This window comes from Mycolicibacterium septicum DSM 44393, assembly GCF_000455325.1.
GTDB lineage: Bacteria > Actinomycetota > Actinomycetes > Mycobacteriales > Mycobacteriaceae > Mycobacterium > Mycobacterium septicum.
Genome location: NZ_HG322952.1, coordinates 673,826 through 692,779 on the forward strand (window position 1 = coordinate 673,826; position 18,954 = coordinate 692,779).

The 18,954-nt window shown below is 67.3% G+C and carries 19 protein-coding genes; 5 read left to right on the forward strand and 14 right to left on the reverse strand.

Annotation, left to right across the window (positions count from 1 at the left end; translation table 11 throughout):
* Positions 1-316: 316 nt before the first annotated feature.
* The 4 genes from TX88_RS23225 (at position 317) to TX88_RS23240 (ending at position 4,233) form a co-directional block, all read left to right on the forward strand.
* Positions 317-550, forward strand: coding sequence for a hypothetical protein (locus TX88_RS23225; RefSeq protein ID WP_044520205.1), 234 nt, complete (start codon positions 317-319; stop codon positions 548-550).
* 113 nt (positions 551-663) lie between these two features.
* A complete protein-coding gene (locus TX88_RS23230; protein ID WP_044520206.1) occupies positions 664-1,878 on the forward strand; it encodes an acetyl-CoA acetyltransferase in 1,215 nt (404 codons plus the stop codon).
* Positions 1,879-1,880: 2 nt separating this feature from the next.
* Positions 1,881-3,332: a carotenoid oxygenase family protein gene (locus TX88_RS23235; protein WP_044520207.1), complete on the forward strand. Its 1,452-nt coding sequence runs from the start codon at positions 1,881-1,883 to the stop codon at positions 3,330-3,332.
* Between the two features lie 31 nt (positions 3,333-3,363).
* A complete protein-coding gene (locus tag TX88_RS23240; protein ID WP_044521782.1) occupies positions 3,364-4,233 on the forward strand; it encodes a winged helix-turn-helix transcriptional regulator in 870 nt (289 codons plus the stop codon).
* On the opposite strand, the gene TX88_RS23245 is transcribed toward TX88_RS23240, so the two are convergent.
* From TX88_RS23245 to TX88_RS23255, 3 genes are all read right to left on the reverse strand, one after another.
* Positions 4,199-5,371 carry a Cmx/CmrA family chloramphenicol efflux MFS transporter gene (locus tag TX88_RS23245; RefSeq protein WP_044520208.1) on the reverse strand — a complete coding sequence of 391 codons (1,173 nt, stop codon included), beginning with the start codon at positions 5,369-5,371 and terminating at the stop codon, positions 4,199-4,201. The two genes, TX88_RS23240 and TX88_RS23245, sit on opposite strands and share 35 nt — an antisense overlap.
* Before the next feature lie 195 nt (positions 5,372-5,566).
* Positions 5,567-6,157 carry a GNAT family N-acetyltransferase gene (locus TX88_RS23250; RefSeq protein WP_044520209.1) on the reverse strand — a complete coding sequence of 197 codons (591 nt, stop codon included), beginning with the start codon at positions 6,155-6,157 and terminating at the stop codon, positions 5,567-5,569.
* A 16-nt stretch (positions 6,158-6,173) separates the two neighbouring features.
* Entirely contained in the window at positions 6,174-6,596 is a 423-nt protein-coding gene (locus TX88_RS23255; protein WP_044520210.1) for a hypothetical protein, read from the reverse strand.
* 19 nt (positions 6,597-6,615) lie between these two features.
* Between TX88_RS23255 and TX88_RS23260 the strand changes: the two genes are divergently transcribed.
* The gene (locus tag TX88_RS23260) at positions 6,616-7,062 is read left to right on the forward strand and encodes a cupin domain-containing protein (protein ID WP_044520212.1); all 447 of its coding nucleotides are present in this window, start codon (positions 6,616-6,618) and stop codon (positions 7,060-7,062) included.
* Here TX88_RS23260 and TX88_RS23265 read toward each other — a convergent pair.
* The 11 genes from TX88_RS23265 to TX88_RS23315 all read right to left on the reverse strand — a co-directional run bounded on the left by TX88_RS23265 (position 7,052) and on the right by TX88_RS23315 (position 18,894).
* Positions 7,052-7,777, reverse strand: a complete 726-nt coding sequence (locus tag TX88_RS23265) for a 3-keto-5-aminohexanoate cleavage protein (RefSeq protein WP_044521784.1) — start codon at positions 7,775-7,777, stop codon at positions 7,052-7,054. The two genes, TX88_RS23260 and TX88_RS23265, sit on opposite strands and share 11 nt — an antisense overlap.
* A 40-nt stretch (positions 7,778-7,817) precedes the next feature.
* Entirely contained in the window at positions 7,818-8,591 is a 774-nt protein-coding gene (locus tag TX88_RS23270; RefSeq protein ID WP_044520214.1) for a VOC family protein, read from the reverse strand.
* A 62-nt stretch (positions 8,592-8,653) separates the two neighbouring features.
* On the reverse strand, positions 8,654-9,688 hold the full coding sequence (locus TX88_RS23275; protein WP_044520215.1) for an acyl-CoA dehydrogenase family protein: 1,035 nt from the start codon (positions 9,686-9,688) through the stop codon (positions 8,654-8,656).
* Complete coding sequence (locus tag TX88_RS23280; protein WP_044520217.1) at positions 9,688-10,848, reverse strand: acyl-CoA dehydrogenase family protein; 1,161 nt, start codon at positions 10,846-10,848, stop codon at positions 9,688-9,690. Before TX88_RS23280 ends, TX88_RS23275 begins: the two co-directional genes overlap by 1 nt.
* On the reverse strand, positions 10,845-11,768 hold the full coding sequence (locus TX88_RS23285) for an acyl-CoA dehydrogenase family protein (RefSeq protein WP_044521786.1): 924 nt from the start codon (positions 11,766-11,768) through the stop codon (positions 10,845-10,847). Before TX88_RS23285 ends, TX88_RS23280 begins: the two co-directional genes overlap by 4 nt.
* 5 nt (positions 11,769-11,773) lie before the next feature.
* Positions 11,774-12,928: an acyl-CoA dehydrogenase family protein gene (locus TX88_RS23290; RefSeq protein WP_044520218.1), complete on the reverse strand. Its 1,155-nt coding sequence runs from the start codon at positions 12,926-12,928 to the stop codon at positions 11,774-11,776.
* 34 nt (positions 12,929-12,962) lie between these two features.
* A complete protein-coding gene (locus TX88_RS23295; protein ID WP_044520220.1) occupies positions 12,963-14,114 on the reverse strand; it encodes a CaiB/BaiF CoA transferase family protein in 1,152 nt (383 codons plus the stop codon).
* Positions 14,111-15,031, reverse strand: a complete 921-nt coding sequence (locus TX88_RS23300) for an SDR family NAD(P)-dependent oxidoreductase (RefSeq protein ID WP_044520222.1) — start codon at positions 15,029-15,031, stop codon at positions 14,111-14,113. Before TX88_RS23300 ends, TX88_RS23295 begins: the two co-directional genes overlap by 4 nt.
* Positions 15,028-15,873, reverse strand: a complete 846-nt coding sequence (locus tag TX88_RS23305) for a TauD/TfdA dioxygenase family protein (RefSeq protein ID WP_044520223.1) — start codon at positions 15,871-15,873, stop codon at positions 15,028-15,030. The genes TX88_RS23300 and TX88_RS23305 overlap by 4 nt, the downstream gene beginning before the upstream one ends.
* Positions 15,870-17,726, reverse strand: coding sequence for a flavin-containing monooxygenase (locus tag TX88_RS23310; RefSeq protein WP_044520224.1), 1,857 nt, complete (start codon positions 17,724-17,726; stop codon positions 15,870-15,872). The genes TX88_RS23305 and TX88_RS23310 overlap by 4 nt, the downstream gene beginning before the upstream one ends.
* On the reverse strand, positions 17,611-18,894 hold the full coding sequence (locus tag TX88_RS23315; protein WP_244438592.1) for an LLM class flavin-dependent oxidoreductase: 1,284 nt from the start codon (positions 18,892-18,894) through the stop codon (positions 17,611-17,613). The genes TX88_RS23310 and TX88_RS23315 overlap by 116 nt, the downstream gene beginning before the upstream one ends.
* Positions 18,895-18,954: the final 60 nt, after the last annotated feature.

Genomic DNA, 18,954 nt, shown 5'->3' on the forward strand with positions numbered 1-18,954 from the left:
CCATGCAGATCCCTCCCATATTTCGGTCCTTGAATACAGACCATCTGCGGTGGCAAAACTCGTCGACACGTGCGACCGCACCACGCGACCCACGAGTCACGCGCCCAGCCTGGCAACACTCCGAAAAGGTGTCGGCGACCCCTGTTTCCCTTGGCAAATGAATTCAACGTTCTGACCGGGAAGAGCTTTCTGAGAGCAAATCCGCTGCACCGTGAGGTTCCAGCCGATTCCCAGGAACATCGTGAGATGCACTAATGTTATCTATGGACGGGGGTCTTGGGCTCGTATACAGCTAACAACCCGGAGGCGAGAAAAGATGCGTTCGAAACTGATGAAGGCCGCTGTGGTCGGGCTGGGTGCGCTGGCAATTCCGGTCGGCGTCGCAGTCGCAGGAGCAGCCCCGGCATCGGCCGGTCCTGAGATCTGCGCGAGCGGACCGTACGGCTACGTACAGGCTTGCGTGGAAGGTCCCGGCTGGGGCCGCTGGAACGGGTGGGACAACGGGTGGCATGGCCGCGGCCACGGACACGGCCACGGTCACGACGACTGATCCGGCTTTAACCACGGGTAACGCCGTGGCGGGAATCCAGGCATGGATTTCTGCCACGGCGTTGTTCATTTCAAGGCTCGAGTCACTCTCTTAGTTGTAGTAGCGTCACCGCCATGGAGGACGTCTGGATTCTCGGCGGTTACCAGAGCGATTTCGCGCGCAACCTCACCCGCGAGCAGATCGACTTCGCCGCGATCACCCTTGAGGTCGTCGACCACACGTTGAACAGCGCCGGAATCGAGGCCACCGACATCGGCGTCGTCCATGTCGCAAACGCCTTCGGTGCGCTGTTCGCCGGGCAGACCCAGCTGGGCGCCATGCCGGCCACCGTGCATCCCGATCTGTGGGGCACCCCGGCCTCCCGTCACGAGGCCGCGTGCGCGTCGGGCAGCATCGCGATCCTCGCGGCCATCGCCGACCTGCGATCGGGCGCCTATGACAACGCCCTGGTCATCGGGGTGGAACTGGAGAAGACGGTGCCCGGCGACACCGCCGCAGCCCACCTCGGCGCCGCCGCCTGGACCGGCCATGAAGCCGACGGGGCCAAGTTCGTCTGGCCGTCGATGTTCGCCGAGGTGGCCGACGCCTACGACCAACGCTATGGCCTCGATGCCGAGCATCTCCGTGCCATCGCGGCGCTGAACTTCCGCAACGCGCGTGCCAACCCCAACGCCCAGACCCGCGACTGGACGGTGCCCGATCCGATCGGCGACGACGACGCGACCAATCCGGTGGTGGAGGGCCGGCTGCGCCGCTTCGACTGCAGCCAGATGACCGACGGCGGAGCGGGGCTGGTGCTGGTCAGCGATGCCTATCTGCGCGCGCACCCACACGCCCGGCCGATCGCCCGCATCGACGGGTGGGGCCATCGCACGGTCGGCCTCGGCCTGCGACAGAAGCTCGACCGCAGCGCCGCAGATCCGTACCTGCTGCCGCACGTACGCGACGCCGTGCTGGACGCCTTCGGCCGCGCCGAAGTGAGGCTCGACGATCTCGACGGGTTCGAGGTCCACGACTGCTTCACCCCCAGCGAGTACCTGGCCATCGACCACATCGGGCTGACCGGCCCCGGCGAATCCTGGAAGGCCATCGAGAACGGCGAGATCGAAATCGGCGGGCGGCTGCCGATCAACCCCAGCGGCGGGCTGTTCGGGGGCGGCCATCCAGTCGGCGCGTCGGGAGTCCGCATGCTGCTCGACGCCGCCAAACAGGTCAGCGCCACCGCCGGGCCCTACCAGGTCGAGAACGCAAAAACCTTCGGCACCTTGAATTTTGGTGGCAGCACCGCAACCACCGTCAGCTTCGTCGTATCGGCGAGCAAGGAGTAGACATGCACACCGAGATCGTCACCAAGTTCCTGTCCACCCTGCCCGAGGACGACACCCACCCCTACCGCACCGGGGCGTGGCGGCCGCAGACCACCGAATTCGATGCCGACGATCTGCGCGTCGTCGACGGCGAGATCCCTTCCGACCTCGACGGTGTCTACCTGCGCAACACCGAGAACCCGCTGCATCCGGCGTTTCAGACCTACCACCCGTTCGACGGGGACGGGATGCTGCACATCGTCGGCTTCCGCGACGGAAAAGCGTTCTACCGCAACAGGTTCATCCGCACCGACGGCTTCCTGGCCGAGAACGAGGCCGGTGGCCCGCTGTGGCCCGGTATCGCCGAGCCCGTCGAACTGGCCCGCCGCGACCACGGCTGGGGTGCCCGCACGCTGATGAAGGACGCCTCCAGCACGGATGTCACCGTGCACCGCGGGGTCGCGCTCACCAGCTTCTACCAGTGCGGCGACCTGTACCGCATCGACCCGTACACCGGGGACACCCTGGGCAAGGAGGACTGGGGTGGGGCCTTCCCCGCCGAATGGGGCGTGTCGGCACATCCCAAGGCCGACGACGCGACCGGTGAACTGCTGTTCTTCAACTACGGCAAGCAGGCTCCGTACATGCACTACGGCGTGGTCGACGCCGACAACCGCCTGGTGCACTACGCCGACGTCGAACTGCCCGGGCCCCGGTTGCCCCACGACATGGCGTTCACCGAAAACTACGTGATTCTCAACGACTTTCCGTTGTTCTGGGATGCCGAGTTCCTCAAGAACAACGTGTACCTGCCGAAGCTGCACCGCGACATGCCATCCCGCTTCGCCGTCCTCCCCCGCCGCGGAACGTCCGGCGACGTCAAGTGGTTCGAGGCCGACACCACCTACGTCCTGCATTTCACCAACGCCTACGAGGACGGCGACGAAATCGTGCTCGACGGATTCTTCCAAGGCAACGCGGCACCGGCGCTGGCGCTCGACAAGATGCAGACCAGGCTGCACCGCTGGCGGTTCAACCTCCTCACCGGCCAGACCCGCGAGGAGCAATTGTCGGACAGCATCACCGAATTCGGAATGATCAACCCCGGCTATGCCGGACGCGACTACCGCTACGCCTATGCCGCCACGGGGAAGCCGGGCTGGTTCCTGTTCGACGGCCTCGTCCGCCACGACCTGCACACCGGATCCGAACAGCGCTTCGCCTTCGAGGACGGGGTATACGGCAGCGAGACCGCGATGGCGCCTCGAGTGGGCAGCCGTGGCGAGGACGACGGCTACCTGGTCACCATCACCACCGACATGAACGACGACGCGTCCTACTGCCTGGTGTTCGAGGCCGCCCGGGTCGCCGACGGTCCGGTGTGCAAACTTGCTCTGCCGGAACGAGTTTCCAGCGGAACCCATTCCACCTGGGCTCCGGGTGACCAGCTGCGCCGATGGCTCGTACGTGACTGACGCACCCGGCGGCACCAACGCCGTCGGGCAGATGCTGGGCCTGGTCGGCGACGAGTGGACGCTGCTGGTGATGCAACAGGCCCTGTTGGGCGCCACCCGCTACGGCCAGTTCACCACCCGGCTCCCGATCTCCAACTCGGTGCTGACCCGCCGCCTGGCCTCCCTGACCGAAGACGGCCTGCTGCAACGCCACCGCTATCAGGAGCGGCCGCCACGCGACGAGTACCTGACCACCGCACGCGGGCGGGCACTGTGGCCGGTACTGGTGTCGATCTGGGAATGGGAGCGCCACTGGGTGCCCGAACACCGTGAGCCACTGCCCAAGATGCGGCACCTGCGCTGCGGCGCCGATTTCACGCCGGTCCTCACCTGCGCCGGCTGCGGTGCCCCGACGACGGCCGGCGAGGTGGCCGCCGCGTGGGGGCCGAGCGGGGGCTGGTCGCGGTCGCTGCCGGAGGTGACGACCCGGCGCCGATCCGCCGACGACCGGCGCGACTCCCCCTCGGGCCTGTTCCCTCAGACCATGAGCGTGCTCGGAAACCGCTGGGCCTTCGCGATCATGGTCGCCGCCTTCACCGGCATCTCCAGGTTCTCGGACTTCCAACGGGTGCTGGCGGCGCCGCCCGCGTCGCTCGCCGACCGCTTGCAGACGTTCCGGGCCAACGGCATTCTCACCACCGCAGACGAGGACCCCCGATACCGGCTGACGCCGAAGGGTGCCGCGTTCCTGCCGGTGCTGGTGACGGCGCTGGCCTGGGCGCAGCGGTCGTTCCCAGGCGTCGAGGGCCCCGCGGTGATCCTCACGCACACCGGATGTGGACACGGCTTCTCCCCGGTGCTGAGGTGCGATCAATGCGGCGAGCGGCTCACCGGGGCAGCGGTGTCCGCCGTCGAATCGTGATGGCCGGCATTGTCAGTAGCGCGATCCCGGTGAGCACTGCAGCGACCCACACCGGCCCGAGGTGTCCCGCCGGGCCGGCGAGCGCGGCGGCAGCCAGTGCCGGGCCGCAGGTCGCTCCGGTGTTCAGGGCCGCCGTCGCGTACGCGCCGCCCATCGTCGGAGCCCCCGACGCCGCGTAGAGCACTCGGGCGATGAGCGTGCTCCCCACCGCGAACGCCGAGATTCCTTGCACCAGGACCAGAATCAGCAACACCACCGGATGAGCCGCCAAGGTGGCCACCGCAATCCAGCCGACGAGCAACAGCGGACCACCCACTCCGATGACGAGGCGGGGACGATGATCGGAGTACCGGCCGGCCAGCGTCACACCGATGAACGACCCGAACCCGAAGAGCACCAGCGCCACCGGCACCCACAGCTCCGGCAAGCCGGCGATGTCGGTGACGATGGGCGCCAGGAACGTGAAAGTGGCGAAGGTGCCCGCATTGACCAGCGCGGCGAGGAGGAGGGCCGATGCCAATCTCCGCGATTTGAGTTGAGCGAGCTCATCACGTAGCGCCGGGGCATCGACCGCGGGGACCGAATTCCCTTCAGCACGACGAGGAATCCCGTGCAGGATGCCGAGTGCGGCGGGAAGACACAGCAGTGCGATCGCCCAGAACGCCGACCGCCATCCCAACAGCGCACCCAGCATCGCGCCGCCGGGCACACCCGCGATGGTCGCAACTGTCGTCCCGCCGAGCAGTACCGACAACGCGCGCCCCTTCTGGTCCGCCGCCACCAGCGCGGCGGCCGTGCTGAGCGCGACCGCCAAGAATCCGGCGTTGGCGAGCGCGGCGACGACACGGGTGCCGAAGAGGACCGGGAAGTTCGGTGTCAGCGCGCCGACGATGTGGCAGAGCGCGAAGACCACCACACAGCCGAGCAGGCTCCTGCGGGCCGGCCACCGGCGCGCGAGCACCGCCATGGCCGGCGCACCGATGACCATTCCGACCGCAAAGGCGGAGGTCAGTAGGCCGGCCGCGCCGACCGTGACGCCGAGACCGGCAGCGATATCCGGGACGAGCCCGGCAAGCATGAATTCCGAGGTACCCATGGCGAAAACCGCCAGGGCAAGAAGATGAAGAGCGAGAGGCATCGAGTACTCCGAGGCAAGAGAACGAACAGGAGACGTCTCGTCACCACGGCCAGCACCCCGAGAAGGAAGCTGAAGTGTCAGTGATTCAGGGGGCTGACGGCGTGACCGAAAGCCCCCGACGTGTGCGCTTCAGGACTCGACATTCCGCCACCCTACTAAAGGCCCCCGGCAGTCGCGCAACCGAAAATCCGCCCGTCACCGGTCCAGCCGGAACCGCAGATTGTTGCGCGCCGCCGGCCATTCGATGTCCAGGATCGAGTACACGACGGTGTCGCGACGGGAGCCGTCGGGCAGCACCTGTTGGCTGCGCAGCACTCCGTCGAGCTTGGCGCCGAGCCGTTCGATGGCCGCACGGCTGGCGAAATTGAAGAAATGGGTGCGGAATTCCACTGCCACACAATTCAACTCGTCGAAGGCATGGCCGAGCATCAACAGCTTGGTCTCGGCGTTGATGCCGGTGCGCCGCGCTGCAGCGGTGTACCAGGTGTGCCCGATCTCCAGCCTCCTGTTCGGGCCGTCGACATGCAGATAGCTCGACGACCCCACCAGCTTGCCGTCGAGGTCCCGCACCACGAAGGTCACGCCGTGATCGGCAGCGCGCAGCTCGAACATGCGCTGCACCCACTCGGCGGCACCGCCGGGCTTCGGCGTCATCGTGTACCAGAGCGTCCCCAGCTCACCGTCGGCCGCCGCAGCGTCGATCTCCGGGACGTGTCCCGTCGTCAACGGCTCCAGCGTCACCCAGCGTTGCCCGGTCAACTCCACGGGTTTCACGAATTCGCCCATCAGCTCTACCTCTCGCTCATCGGCGGCCGCCGAACGTCGCCAACAACGACCACACCGAACACAACCCTGCCAGCACCGCCATGGCGCCCCCGACGTACAGGCCGTAGCCCGCGGCCACCGGCGCCTTCACGTTGAGCGTGTAGTACCACACCGTCACCGCCACCAGGGCCAGTGAAAGCACCAGCCCCGCAGCCGAAGCCCACCGCTGCGACAGGCCGCGCCCGGCCATCGCCCCGGCCACGATCAGGGCCGCCCCCAGCAAAACGATCAGCTGCCCGGCGCCGAAACCATGAGGCAGCACGATGCTGCCCACCGCCCCGCCGATCGCATTGGCCCGGCCGCCGCCGTTGGCACTGGTGGTCAGCCACGGCAACCAGGCCACGACCACCAGAACCGCAGCACACAGTGCCACCAGCCAACCTGGACGAAGACGAACCATAGCGACGAGACTATCGGGTGTGACCGAACTACCTGACTGGGCCAGAGAGCTCGATCTCGCTCCGCACCCCGAGGGCGGCTGGTACCGCGAGACCTGGCGCAGCGAACTGACGATCAGCCAGGCCTCGCTGCCGACGGGCTACTCGGGGCCGCGCGACGCCGGCACCGCGATCCTGTTCCTGCTGATGCCAGGCCAGCAGTCGGCGTGGCACACCGTGCGCAGTGCCGAGCTGTGGTTCCACCACCGGGGCAGCCCCCTGGTCCTGGAGATCGGCGAGGAAAAGGACACCGCGAAAAGCCTTCTGCTGGGCCCAGACATCGCCGCCGGGCAGCACCCGCAACTGCTCGTGCCACCCGGCCACTGGCAACGCGCCAAGCCGCGCGACGACGAGCCCACGCTGGTCAGTTGTGTGGTGGTGCCGGGATTCGACTTCGCCGACTTCGCGCTCGGCGCGACTACCGACTGAGCAGGTCCACCGCCGCGGCCACCAGCGCCTCGTTGTCCCATGCGATGCCGCCGTCCGGCAGGAGCAGGGTGTCCTCCAGCCCGATCCGGGCCTGCGCACCGCGAACCCCTGCGTGTTGCAGTAACGGCCAACAGCTTTCGTCCATGCCGTGCAACAACGCGGGCACCGACGGCGCAGCCGCGCCCACCACGGTGAGCAGGGCATCGGCCGTGTCGGTATCGCCGTCGGGCGGCAGCTCGATCATCACCCGCATGCAGTGCTCGGCGAGTTCGGAGGAGGCCCACGCCGCGGCCGCATCGGCATGGAACAACCCGGCCTCGACTCCTATGCCCCTGTCCAGCAGCAGCCGGGCCAGATCCTCGGCACCCGGCTCGTGCCAGTTCACCGACGCGAAATCGGGAAGCTCCGACCACTCCTCGACCGCCCGCAGCCGAGCGCGCGGATCGGGAAGTGCCCAGTAGCCCGTCGTCACGCCGAGCGGCAGGCCCGGCACCTTGTGCCGCACCGCCGCAACCGCTGCGTCCACGGCATCGGCCGCCAGCGAGTCCGTGCCGTTCGCGGTCTTGGGATGCAGATGCACGGCCTGCGCCCCGGCCCGATGTGCGGCGACGGCCGCATCGGCGAGTTGCTCGGGGGTGACCGGCAGGGCCGGGTGTTGATCCGGGGTACGCGCGCCGTTCACGCACGCCTTGAGATACGTCGGGTTGCCGGGCATGCCTTCATGCTTACCCGCGCGCACCCCGGTTCACACGCGATCAGTCCTGCAGCGACGACAGATTGAACCCGGCACCGGTCGGATCGGCCACCGCGGCAAGCCGCCCGTACGGTGTGTCCTCGGCCGCGCGCACCACCGAGCCGCCGTTGGCGACGATCAGCTCGATCGTCTTGTCCACGTCATCGGCGCCGAAGAAGGTGGTCCACGTCGACGGAGCGCCCTCGGGGATGAAGGCCGTTCCGTCCATCACGCCGAGCAGTTCCTCGCCGCCGAACGACGCTGTGCTGTACCGGAATTCATCGGTGTCCGAGACGGTCTGGGTGGTCCAGCCGAACACCGTGCGGTAGAAGTCCAGCGCCTTGGCGTAGTCGCTGGTGGTCAGCTGGTGATACACCGGGGCGCCGGCCTCGTTGAACAATGCGAAACCCTCGTGCCCGCCCGGTTGCCAGATACCGAAGAACCCGTTGGTGGTATCGGTCATCATCGCCATCCGGCCCTTGGCCGGGATGTCCATCACACCGCCGCAGTTGCCACCACCCGCAGCGATGGCCGCCGCCACCGTGGCATCGGCATCGGCGGTGTGCAGGTAGGTGGTCCAGGCATCCGGTGCGTTCCACTGCGGGTCATTGCTCATCAGACCCGCCACCACGTTGCCGTCGACGGATGCGGTGACGTAGCCGCCGTACTCGGGCCCGCCGGTCTCGTACGTCCAGCCGAACACCGCACCGTAGAACTGCTGGGCACGCTCAAGGTCGGACGTGGTCAGGTCGATCCAGTTGGGGGCGCCCAGCGGCGCGCTCTGACGGGTAACCACGATGGTGTCTCCTTCACGGTGAGTGGTCGGTCATGCATACCGACCGTCCCCGCAGAGAAAACTCATCGGTAGCGCGCGGCGATCCTCGCGCGGTGTTCGGCGGGCGAGCCGAACAGCGACCGGTTGAGCGCGGCCCGCTTGAGATAGACGTGCACGCCGCTCTCCCAGGTGTAGCCGATACCGCCGTGCAACTGCATGGCCTTGCCCGCCACCTCGACCGCCGCCTCGGTGGCATTGGCCTTGGCCATCGACACCGTGAGCGGCGTCGGCTCCGCGATGGCCGCATTCACCAGCTGACGGGCGACCGAGATTCGCACGAGCATGTCGGCACACGCGTGCTTGACGGCCTGGAACGAGCCGATCGGACGGCCGAACTGCCGGCGAACCCCGGTATAGGACACCGTGGTGTCGAGCATGGCCTGGGCGACGCCCAGGCTGTCGCAGGCCACCGCGAGCGCGGCGCGTTCGGTGAGCGCGACCAGCCCCGCCTCAGGCTCGCCATCGAATCGCCACACCGCGTCCTCGTCGACCTCCACGCCCTCGGCCGTCACGGTGGCGAGGCTGCGGGTCTCGTCGAGCACCGGCTGCTCGGTGACCGTGAGTCCGGGCGCCTCGGCGGCCACGTCCACCAGCACCGCGACACCGTCGGCGTCACGGGCGGGCAGCAGCAGCCGCCGAGCTCCGGCCGCATCGGGCACAAAGGCGGCCCGCCCGTGGACGCGCCAGCCCAGCCGGGTGGTGGCCAGGTCGAACGGCGCCGGCTCGCCCGCACCCGGCAGGGCCAGGGCAGCACGGGTGTTCCCGGCCACCACCGCCTGCAACAACGCGTCACGGCTCTCGTTGGGTTGCAGCGCATTCAGTGCGCCGATGGCCAGCACGGCACCGCCGAGGTAGCCGGTCGCCGCAGCGGCCCGGCCCAGCTCCTCGCAGATCACCGCCACTTCAGCGAACGTCGCGCCGGCGCCGCCCGCCTCCTCGGAGGCGTCCAGTCCGACCCACCCCGCCGAGATCAGCAGTGGCCAGTCGATGGTGTCCTTGGCCAGCAGATCAGCTGCCACGGAACGCAGTTCGTCATGAAGCTCGGAAAACTCGCTCATCACACCGCACTCGGTTCTCGGGGCAGGCCCAGACCGCGCTCACCGATGATGGTGCGCTGGATCTCGCTGGCTCCGCCGGGGATGGTCCATTCCCACGATCCGATGAAATCGAGCATCCAGGCGCCCGACTCCCACCCGCTGGAGGCCGGTTTGGCCAGTACGGTGTGGGCGTTCAGGCCACCGATCTCGGCACCGAATCCGGTCATCCGCTGCAATAACTCGCTGTAGTACAGCTTGACGATCGAGGCGTCGGCCGCGCCGGCCTGCCCGGCCTCGGTCCGTTCCACCAGGTCCCGGCACAGCCCGCGCAAGCCGGACAGCTCGATCTCGAACTGCGCCAGCCGATCTGCCACCACCGGATCCTCGACCGGTGCGGCTTCGAGCAGCCAGTTGAAGCCCGCATTGCCCAGCCGTTCGGACAATTCGAGCATGGTCATACCGCGCTCGGCGCCGAGCGTGGCCTGGGCCACCTGCCAACCCTTGTTCACCGGGCCGATCAGATTGGCCGCGGGAACGGTCACGTCGTTGAGGAAGATCTCGCAGAAATGTGAATCCCCCACGGCATTTCGGATCGGCCGCACATCGATGCCGGGTGTGGTCATGTCCATCAGGAAGTAGGAGATGCCGTGCCGTTTGGGTGCTTCTGGATCGGTGCGCGCCAGCAGCAGACACCAGTCGGCGTGCAGAGCGCCACTGGCCCAGAGCTTCTGGCCGTTGACGACGAAGTTGTCACCGTCCGCGCGAGCTGTCGTGCGCAGGGCCGCAAGATCGGATCCGGCCTCCGGCTCGGAGAACCCCTGCACCCAGATCTCGCCGTCGAGGATGGCGGGCAGGTGACGGCGCTGTTCCTCGGAGCCTGCCGCGAGCAGAGTGGAGGCCGCGTGGTGGATCCCGACGAAGGCCAATACCAGCCGGGGCGCATCGTGCCTCGCCAGTTCCTGATACAGCACGATCTGTTGGGGCACAGACATGCCGCCACCCCATTCCGCCGGCCAATGCGGGACCGCATATCCGGCGGTGTGCAGCTCGGCGAACCAGGCTTTCTGGAACGACACGAACTCGTCGTCTCCGACACCGGTCTGGTTGGCGCGCCAGTCTTTCGGGACGTGGGCCGCGCACCAGTCCCGCACCGTGGCCCGGAACTCGTCGAGGTCGGTCATGACGAGAACAATCCGGTGAGCCCGCGCCGGCCGAGCCGGGCGGTCAGGGTGTCGCGGGTCTTGGACACCCCGAATGGCAAGCGGCGCAACGGCTGGCTGTAACGCGACAGCCAGGACAGCGTGGTTTCATCGCAGAAGCCGACGGCCCCGTGCAGCTGATGGCACACCCGGAACACCACCTCGGCCGCCTCGATCGCGGCCAGGCGCAATGCCAGTGCGTCGTTGATCGCCTCGTCGGCGGGGTTCGTGACCAGGCTCCACAGCGCGTACTTGGCCAGGATGTCGGCGCCGCTGCGCTCCACCTCGGCATCGGTCAGCTGGAACTGCACGCCCTGGAACGAAGACAGCGGCTGGCCGAACTGCTTGCGCAGGCTGACGTGTGCGACCGTCAGATCGATGGCCCGGTCCAGCATGCCGAGCAGGCTCCACGACGGCAGCACCAGGGCGAGCGCCACGTCCTTCAGGCCCGCACCGTCCACGGAAGACAGCTCCAGCGCGGTGGCGAACGACGGACCGGAGGCACCGGTTACGGTCACCGTGCTGCGCGTACCGTCCAATGTTACAGCGGCCCACCGGTTGTCGAGCCCCTGCAGCGCCGCCTCGGGCGCGTCGGCATCGATGACGACCAGCCCGTCGACGTCCAGATCCGCCGGTCGCGCCAATCGCTCCGCGACCGGATACGGCAGCGTCCAATAGCCGGCACTGCGGCACACCGCGGCCGCGGCCTCCAAGGAGTCCGCATCGCCGCGTGGTTCGAGTTCGAACACGCCTAGGCCTTCCAGCACAGGCATGACCAGCCCGGCCCGGGTGTCCGGCTTGGCGTCGGCCTGGGCCAGCAGCTGATCACCGCCGGCGGACTCGAATGCCTTCAGAGCCTCGCGGCCATATTCTTTGGCGTCTTCGCTGAGATCCAGAATCATCGCCGTCACGCCTTTCCGGCCAGCATGGTCCGCGACAGCAGGATGCGCTGCATCTCGATGCTGCCCGAGGACACCGTCGACGCCTGCGAGTACCGCCAATGGTCCTCCACCTCGGCGCGGAAGTACTCGGCACGGCTGTCCTCGCCGCGCGGCAGGGCCGCGGCGATCTCCATGAGCACCTCGGCGCTCTCCTGATCCAGCCTCGTCACCGCGATCCGATATGCCGCAGAGTCACCGGGATTCACCCGCCCGGTGGCCTGCATCGACACCACCCGGTAGGCCATCAGCCGGGCCCGGCGGCAGTGCGTCAGCATCCGCGTCCAGCGGCCCCGAAGTTCGGCGGGCAGTTGCTCCCACTTGTCTCCGAGCACCTCGGGCGCGGTCTGCAGCAGCCGCTCGCAGCGCGCGTAGCGGGCGATACCGACGCGCTCGAAGGACACCACGTCCTGCACGATCGACCAGCCCTGATCCACGGTGCCGAGCACATCGGCCTCGGTGACCTTGAGGTCGTCGAAGAACACCTCGTTGAGATGGTGCGGGCCCATCATGGTGCGGATCGGGCGCACCTGGATACCCGGTGAATCCATCGGCACCAGGAAGATGGTCATGCCCTGTTGTTTCTTCTCGCCCTTGGAGGTACGGGCGAGCAGGAAGCACCACTGCGCCATGGTGGCGTAGGAAGTCCAGATCTTCTGGCCGTTGACCCGCCAGCCGTCGTCCTCCCGGCGGGCGAACGTGCGCAGCGAGGCCAGGTCCGAACCCGCCTCGGGTTCGGAAAAGCCCTGGCACCAGATCACTTCACCGTTGGCGATCGGCGGCAGGTGCTTGCGCTGCTGCTCCTCGGTGCCGTGTCGCATGATGATCGGGCCGACCCAGTTGACGCCCATGTACTGGGCCCCGCGCGGCTCGTGGTGCGCCCACATCTCCTCGCGCACCACGGTCTGCTCCCAGACCGACGCATCGCCGCCGCCGAACTCCTTCGGCCATGACATGCACAGCAGGTGCTGCTGTGCCAGCGTCCGGCAGAACTGCTGCGCCACCGCCAGATCGGCGGGGTCATCGGTGAACGCGCCGAGAAAATCAGCGGGAACCTGGTCGGCGATCAGCGCACGCAGCTCACCCCGCAGCGTGTCGGCCGCCTCGCCAAAATCGAAATCCACTCCTGGCCTTCCTATTCCTGCTCTGATTCGCCCGTTACCCGGCGATGTCCCGTGAGCCGAGTTCGGCAAGCACCTCGGCGGTGTCGGCACCCAGTTCCGGTGCGTACCCGGCGACGTGACCCGGAGTCCGGGAGAACCAGGTGGGCACGCCAGGCATCCGCACCCGGCCGTGCGGGGTGTCGACGGTCTCGAACAGTCCGACGGCGTTGAGGTGCTCGTTCTCGAACAGCGCGTCCGGAGTGAGCATGGGCGCGGCGGGAATCTCCAACTCGGTGAACAGATCCAGCCACTCCGCTGTGGTGCGCTCCTTGAGCGTCTGGGCCACCAGCGCGTACACCGTGTCGATCTGCTTGGCTCGTTGTTCCAGCGTCGCGTATTCGGGGCTATTCCATGGCGGCTGCACCCGCTCGATGAAGGCGTTCCAGTGCTTGTCGTTGTAGACGAGCGCCGCGATGTGACCGTCCTTGGTCTCGTACGGCTTGCGGTTGGGGGTGACCGCGCGCGGGTACACCGCAGGCCCCAGCGGGGGGTCGAACATGGCGCCGTTGGCATGTTCGACCAGCATGAAGGAGGCCATGGTCTCGAACATGCTGACCTCGACCTCCTGGCCCTCGCCGGTGCGCTCCCGGTGGAACAGGGCCATGGTGGTGGCGTAGAGCGCGGTCAGCCCGGCCACCTTGTCGGCCATGATGGTGCCCACGTAGGAGGCCTCGCCGGTCAATTGCTGTTGTACCGCGGGCAATCCGCATTCGGCCTGGATGGTGTCGTCGTACGCGGGCCGGTCGGCGTCCGGGCCGCGGCGGCCGTATCCATAGCAGTTGGTGTAGACGATGCCCGGGTTGATCGCGGCCACATCGTCGTAGCCGAAACCGAGCTTGGTGATGGCCTTGGCCCGCATCGAGTGGATGAACACATCGGCGTCGGCGATCAGGGCGCGCAGGTCGGCCTTGCCCTGTTCCGAACGCAGATCCAGCACCACGCTGCGCTTGCCCCGGTTGACGTTGACGAACACGCCGCTCATTCCGGGAGCCGGACCCACCGAGATGTAGCGGGTGTTGTCGCCGGCCGGTGTCTCGACCTTGATGACGTCGGCGCCCATGTCGGCCATGATCTGCGTGCAGTACGGCCCCATCACCATGGCGGTGAGGTCGATGACCCGAATGCCTTGCAGTGGACCGGATGTCATGACTTGACCTCTTCCGCCGCTCGTCCGAAGCTGTACCGGATGTGATCGGCATGACCGTCGGGTACCACCGGGAAGATGACCGGCTCGCTCACATCGCGGATGCGGTCCATCTGCTCACCGACCTCCTCCACGGTCCACGACGGCTGGTACACGCCCGGCGATTCGGCGACGACGGCGCGGGCGATCCGCCCCGCGATCGCGACGAAGAACTCGCCGGTGACCGAACAGGATTCGTGCGCCAGCCAGCCCACGGCCGGGGCCACCAGCTCGGCGCCCATCGGCGGGTACGCCGAGGTGTCCAGGCCCTCGGCCATCCGGGTCACCGCGCCCGGAACGATCGCATTGCACAACACACCTTCGTCGGCGCCCTCCAGTGCCACCACATTGCACAGCCCGAGGATCCCGGCCTTGGCCGCCGCGTAGTTGGCCACCTGATGGTTGCCGTACAGCCCGCCGATCGACGAGGTCAGCACCACCCGGCCGTAGCCGGCCTGGCACATCAGCGGAAATGCCGGTCGCACAACGTGGAACGCGCCGCGCAGGTGCACGTCGAGCACGGCATCGAAATCGTCGTAGCTCATCTCTTTGAGCGAGTCGCGCCGCACGGTGCCCGCGTTGTGGATCAGGATGTCCACGCGACCGAAGCGCCCGACGGCCGCGTCGATGATGGCCCGGCCGCCTTCGGCGGTGGCCACCGAATCCGTGACGGCGACGGCTTGACCACCGGCCGAGACGATTTCGTCGACGACGGCCTGGGCCGGCCCCGAGTCGGCACCGTCCCCGGTGAGACTGCCACCGGGATCGTTGACGACGACCTTGGCGCCCCTCGACGCGAGGAGCAGGGCGTATTCGCGGCCCAGTCCCCGGCCTGCGCCGGTGACGACGGCGACGCGATCGTCGAATCTGAGTGTGCTCAAGCGAAGGGCTCCTCGCCCTCGAGTTTGGTGCGCTGCAACAGCCGCCCCGACGTCGGGTCATACGGTGTGGCCCGGTGCATGGTCCCGGTGTTGTCCCAGATCACCAGGTCGCCGACGGTCCACTTGTGCCGGTAGGTGAAGTCCGGCTGGGTGGCCCAATCCCGCAGCCGCACCAGCAGTTCGGCGCTCTTGCGGAAGTCGATCGGGCCGTCGGCATCGACGATGTGGCGGGCGGTGGCGCCCAGCACCAGCGACTTGCGGCCGGACTGGTGTGTCCACACCAACGGCAGTTCCCGATCACCGATCGCCATCATCCGGCGCAGCGCCTTCGCGCTGGGTTCCGGGTCGTAGTAGAACATCGTGTTCCACGCCGAATGCATGACGCGCAGGCCCTCGATCTCGGCCTTGTCCTCATCGGACAGGTCATCGTAGGCGGCGTAGGTGTTGCAGAACTCGGTGTCGCCTTCCTCCGGGTTGCCCAGAGCCACGCTCTGCAGCAGCGAGGCCAGGATCGGCACCTCGTTCATCGTTCCGTCGATGTGCCAGTACAGCGAGCCCTTGAGGTAATCGGCCTGCTTGTTCACCTCGGTGTCGAGGGAGACCTTGTACAGCTTCTCGCCGGCGTGTTCCGGGGCGAACGTCCCGAGGGTTTCGGTGAACGCGATCTGCTCGTCGTCGGTGAACCCGATCTGCGGGAACACCAGCACCCCGCGCTGCTCGAGCAGCTCCCGGATCCGCCCCGCATGTTCGCCCGAGAGCAGTGTGGCCTTGTCGGCCCGGATCTCGGTTCCGATGCGCGGCTTGATATCCCGGGTTTCGAGCGCCGTGGTCGATGTCGTCATGAGGTGAGCTCTAATCCGTCGAGGTCGCCCTTGGCCCGCCATTCGGCGATCAGCTCGTCGAACGCGTAGAAGCCGGGCGAGTAGAAATCACCGAGGAATGCGCCGTTGCGCTCTGCGCCACCACGGCCCTCGTTGTTGTAGTAGCCAGGCGTGCAAGACAATTCGAATGCCGAGTTGTCGATCGCCAGTTCCCCGACCGTGGCGACCCAGGCATCCTGCCCCTCCTGGCTCGGCTCGACCGTGGTGGCACCCCGGTTCTGCGCCTCGGCGATGATGTAGGCGATGTGCTTGGCCTGCTGTTCGAACATCGCCGTGGTATTGGCCGACACCCCACCCTGGATGAAGCCCATGAAGAACTGATTGGGGAAGCCACGGCTGGTCATCCCGTGCAGGGTCTTGTAGTCGTTCTGCCAGTAGTCGAACAGCTCCAGCCCGTCGCGACCCACGATCTTGTCGATCGCAAACCGGCGGCTGATCTCAGTGGAGATCTCGAAGCCGCTTGCGAAAACCACGCAGTCGACGTCGTATTCGACGCCGTCGGCGACAATCCCTTTCTCGGTCAACCGTTCGACACCCTTGGATGCCGAGACATCAACGAGCGTCACGTTGGGGCGGTTGAACGTGGACAGATAGTGCTCACTGGACGTCGGCCGCTTGCACATGAAGCGGTAGTACGGCTTGAGCGCCTCGGCGGTATCGGGATCCTCGACGATCTCGGCGACCAGGCGACGCAGCCGCTCCATGATCTTGAAGTCTTCTTCTTCCCGGAACGCCATGATCTGCTCGATGGTGACCGAGGCCGGGTCCTCGCTGGCCGCAATCCGGGCGGTCAGGTTGCGTCCGAGCTCGGTCCAGAAGTCGCACACCAGGTCTGGCTCACCGAACACCACTCCGACGAACGGCGACCAGTTGTGGAAGTTGCGCTTGCGTTCCTCCTGCCACCCCGGCTGCAGCGACGCGGCCCAGACCGGATCGGTGGGCGGGTTGGTCCGGGCGTCCACCGAGGACGGCGTGCGCTGGAAGACGAAGAGTTCCTTGGCGTCGCGGCCGAGGTGGGGTACCAGCTGGATACCGGTTGCGCCGGTGCCGACAAGGGCGACGCGTTTGTCGGCCAGCTTGTGCAGGCCGCCGTCTGCGGTCCCTCCGGTGTAGTCGTAGTCCCAGCGCGCCGAGTGGAACACGTGTCCGCCCGCGGCCTTGTATTCCTTGATACCGGGGATGCCCGGCAGCTTCGGCACGTTGTAGGAGCCCTGCGCCATGACGACGAAGCGGGCTCGGATGTCATCGCCCCGGTCGGTGCTGATCCGCCACCTCTGGGTCTCGTCCTCCCAACGCAGTTCGCGCACCTGGGTGGAGAACAACGCGCCATCGTAGAGGCCGAAATGCTTACCGATGTTGCGGCAGTGCTGGAAGATCTCGGCGCCGTCGGCGAACTTCTTGCTCGGCATGAAGTCGAGTTCTTCGAGCAGCGGGATGTAGCAGTAGGCGTCGTTGTCGCACTGGATTCCGGGGAAGCGGTTCCAGTACCACACCCCGCCGAAGTCACCGGCCATCTCGATGACCCGGATGCCCTCGACACCGGCCTTCTTCAAGTACGCCCCGGCCAGCAGGCCGGCGAAACCACCGCCGAGGATGACGACGTCGGCGTCCTCGACGATCGGGTCGCGCTCGGTCACCGTGGTGTACGGGTCGACCTCGGAGAACTCGGCGAAATCACCGTCCAGTTCCAGGTACTGGTCACCGCCCTCGGGTCGCAGGCGCTTGGCCCGCTCGGCGGCGTACTTCTCCCGGATCGCGTCGACGTCGAAATCGGTTGGGGTCTCGGTGGGCCCGCACGTGTTCGGTTGGGTCATGCGTTGGCCTTCTCCGGGAGCGCGGCCGCGTGCAGGGGGGCGGCACGTCATGGACCGCGGGGAGCACCTCGGCGGCGAACAGCTTGGTGGACTCCATCGCCTTCTCGTACGGCATGGTGCCGAACTGCGGGACGATGGTGACCTCGCAGAACGAGCACGCCTCCTGCGCGGCCTTGAGCTTCTCGAACACCGTCTCGGGGGTTCCGATCAGCAGATTGGACGCGTGGTATCCGGGCGGGCCGCCCTTCTTCTGGTTGCCGACCTCCGAGGCCAGCACGGCCGTCGCGCTCGCCTCACGGGCGGCGTAGGCCTCGTACCCCTTGACGCCCTTGAAGTTGGACGCGTCGGCAAAGCCGTAGTGCACGTTGACATCGCGGTTCGCGGTCCAGATCCATTCCTCGGTCTGAGCCACCTCGTCCTCGGAGCCCACGCAGTACATGAACATCACGTTCTTGGGCTGACAGGGCCCCAGGCCCTCCTCGGCACGGAAGGTGTTGACCTTGCGCACCTCCTCACCGGCATCGGTGATCGGCTTGTTGCCCACGAACAGCGGCACCATGCCGCGCCGGGACAGGATCTCCAGCGACTCGGCGGTCGAAGACGAGCTGTAGATGCGGTCGAACAGGTCGGTGCTGATCGGCTCGGGCCGCAACGACATCTCCGGGAACGAGAAGATCTTGCCCTCGTAGGAGAACCGCTCGCCGGAGAAGGCCAGCTTGAGGATGTCCAGCGTCTCGTTGAAGCGGTCGCGGCTCTCCTCCCGCGGCACGCCGACCGCGGCGAACTCGCCCTTGGACACCCCGCGGCCCAGGCCGATCGTGGTGTAGCGGCCGTTGGAGACGATGTCGAGATAGGCGATCTGGGTGGCGAGCCGGATCGGGTTCCACCACGGCACCACCGCCACGAACGTGCCCAGACTGACCCGCTCGGTGCGTCCGGCGAAGTAGGTCAGGGCCTGAATCGGGTTGGGCGTCATGCCATATGGCGTGCCGTGGTGCTCGGGGAACCAGATCCCGTCGAAGCCGAGCGGCTCGGCGAGGTCGCCGAGGGCCAGCGCGGCCTGCACGCACTTGTAGTCCGGGGTGGCAGGCGGGGTGCTGAAGTCACCGGCGAGCACGCGCTCCCAGTCGTGGGAGTTCTGCGCTCCCGTACCCAGATTGACCTTCATGTTGTCTCCTTATTGGGTGATTTGTGGAGTTTTGGCCGTGTCCGCCACGGCTGAGACTCC

Coding starts and splice junctions, on each gene's coding strand:
- TX88_RS23310 (WP_044520224.1), bottom strand. CDS start 17,726: ATGACCCAACCGAACACGTGCGGGCCCACCGAGACCCCAACCGATTTC.
- TX88_RS23225 (WP_044520205.1), top strand. CDS start 317: ATGCGTTCGAAACTGATGAAGGCCGCTGTGGTCGGGCTGGGTGCGCTG.
- TX88_RS23305 (WP_044520223.1), bottom strand. CDS start 15,873: ATGACGACATCGACCACGGCGCTCGAAACCCGGGATATCAAGCCGCGC.
- TX88_RS23230 (WP_044520206.1), top strand. CDS start 664: ATGGAGGACGTCTGGATTCTCGGCGGTTACCAGAGCGATTTCGCGCGC.
- TX88_RS23295 (WP_044520220.1), bottom strand. CDS start 14,114: ATGACATCCGGTCCACTGCAAGGCATTCGGGTCATCGACCTCACCGCC.
- TX88_RS23280 (WP_044520217.1), bottom strand. CDS start 10,848: ATGACCGACCTCGACGAGTTCCGGGCCACGGTGCGGGACTGGTGCGCG.
- TX88_RS23315 (WP_244438592.1), bottom strand. CDS start 18,894: ATGAAGGTCAATCTGGGTACGGGAGCGCAGAACTCCCACGACTGGGAG.
- TX88_RS23240 (WP_044521782.1), top strand. CDS start 3,364: ATGCTGGGCCTGGTCGGCGACGAGTGGACGCTGCTGGTGATGCAACAG.
- TX88_RS23245 (WP_044520208.1), bottom strand. CDS start 5,371: ATGCCTCTCGCTCTTCATCTTCTTGCCCTGGCGGTTTTCGCCATGGGT.
- TX88_RS23275 (WP_044520215.1), bottom strand. CDS start 9,688: ATGAGCGAGTTTTCCGAGCTTCATGACGAACTGCGTTCCGTGGCAGCT.
- TX88_RS23285 (WP_044521786.1), bottom strand. CDS start 11,768: ATGATTCTGGATCTCAGCGAAGACGCCAAAGAATATGGCCGCGAGGCT.
- TX88_RS23235 (WP_044520207.1), top strand. CDS start 1,881: ATGCACACCGAGATCGTCACCAAGTTCCTGTCCACCCTGCCCGAGGAC.
- TX88_RS23255 (WP_044520210.1), bottom strand. CDS start 6,596: ATGGTTCGTCTTCGTCCAGGTTGGCTGGTGGCACTGTGTGCTGCGGTT.
- TX88_RS23265 (WP_044521784.1), bottom strand. CDS start 7,777: ATGCCCGGCAACCCGACGTATCTCAAGGCGTGCGTGAACGGCGCGCGT.
- TX88_RS23250 (WP_044520209.1), bottom strand. CDS start 6,157: ATGGGCGAATTCGTGAAACCCGTGGAGTTGACCGGGCAACGCTGGGTG.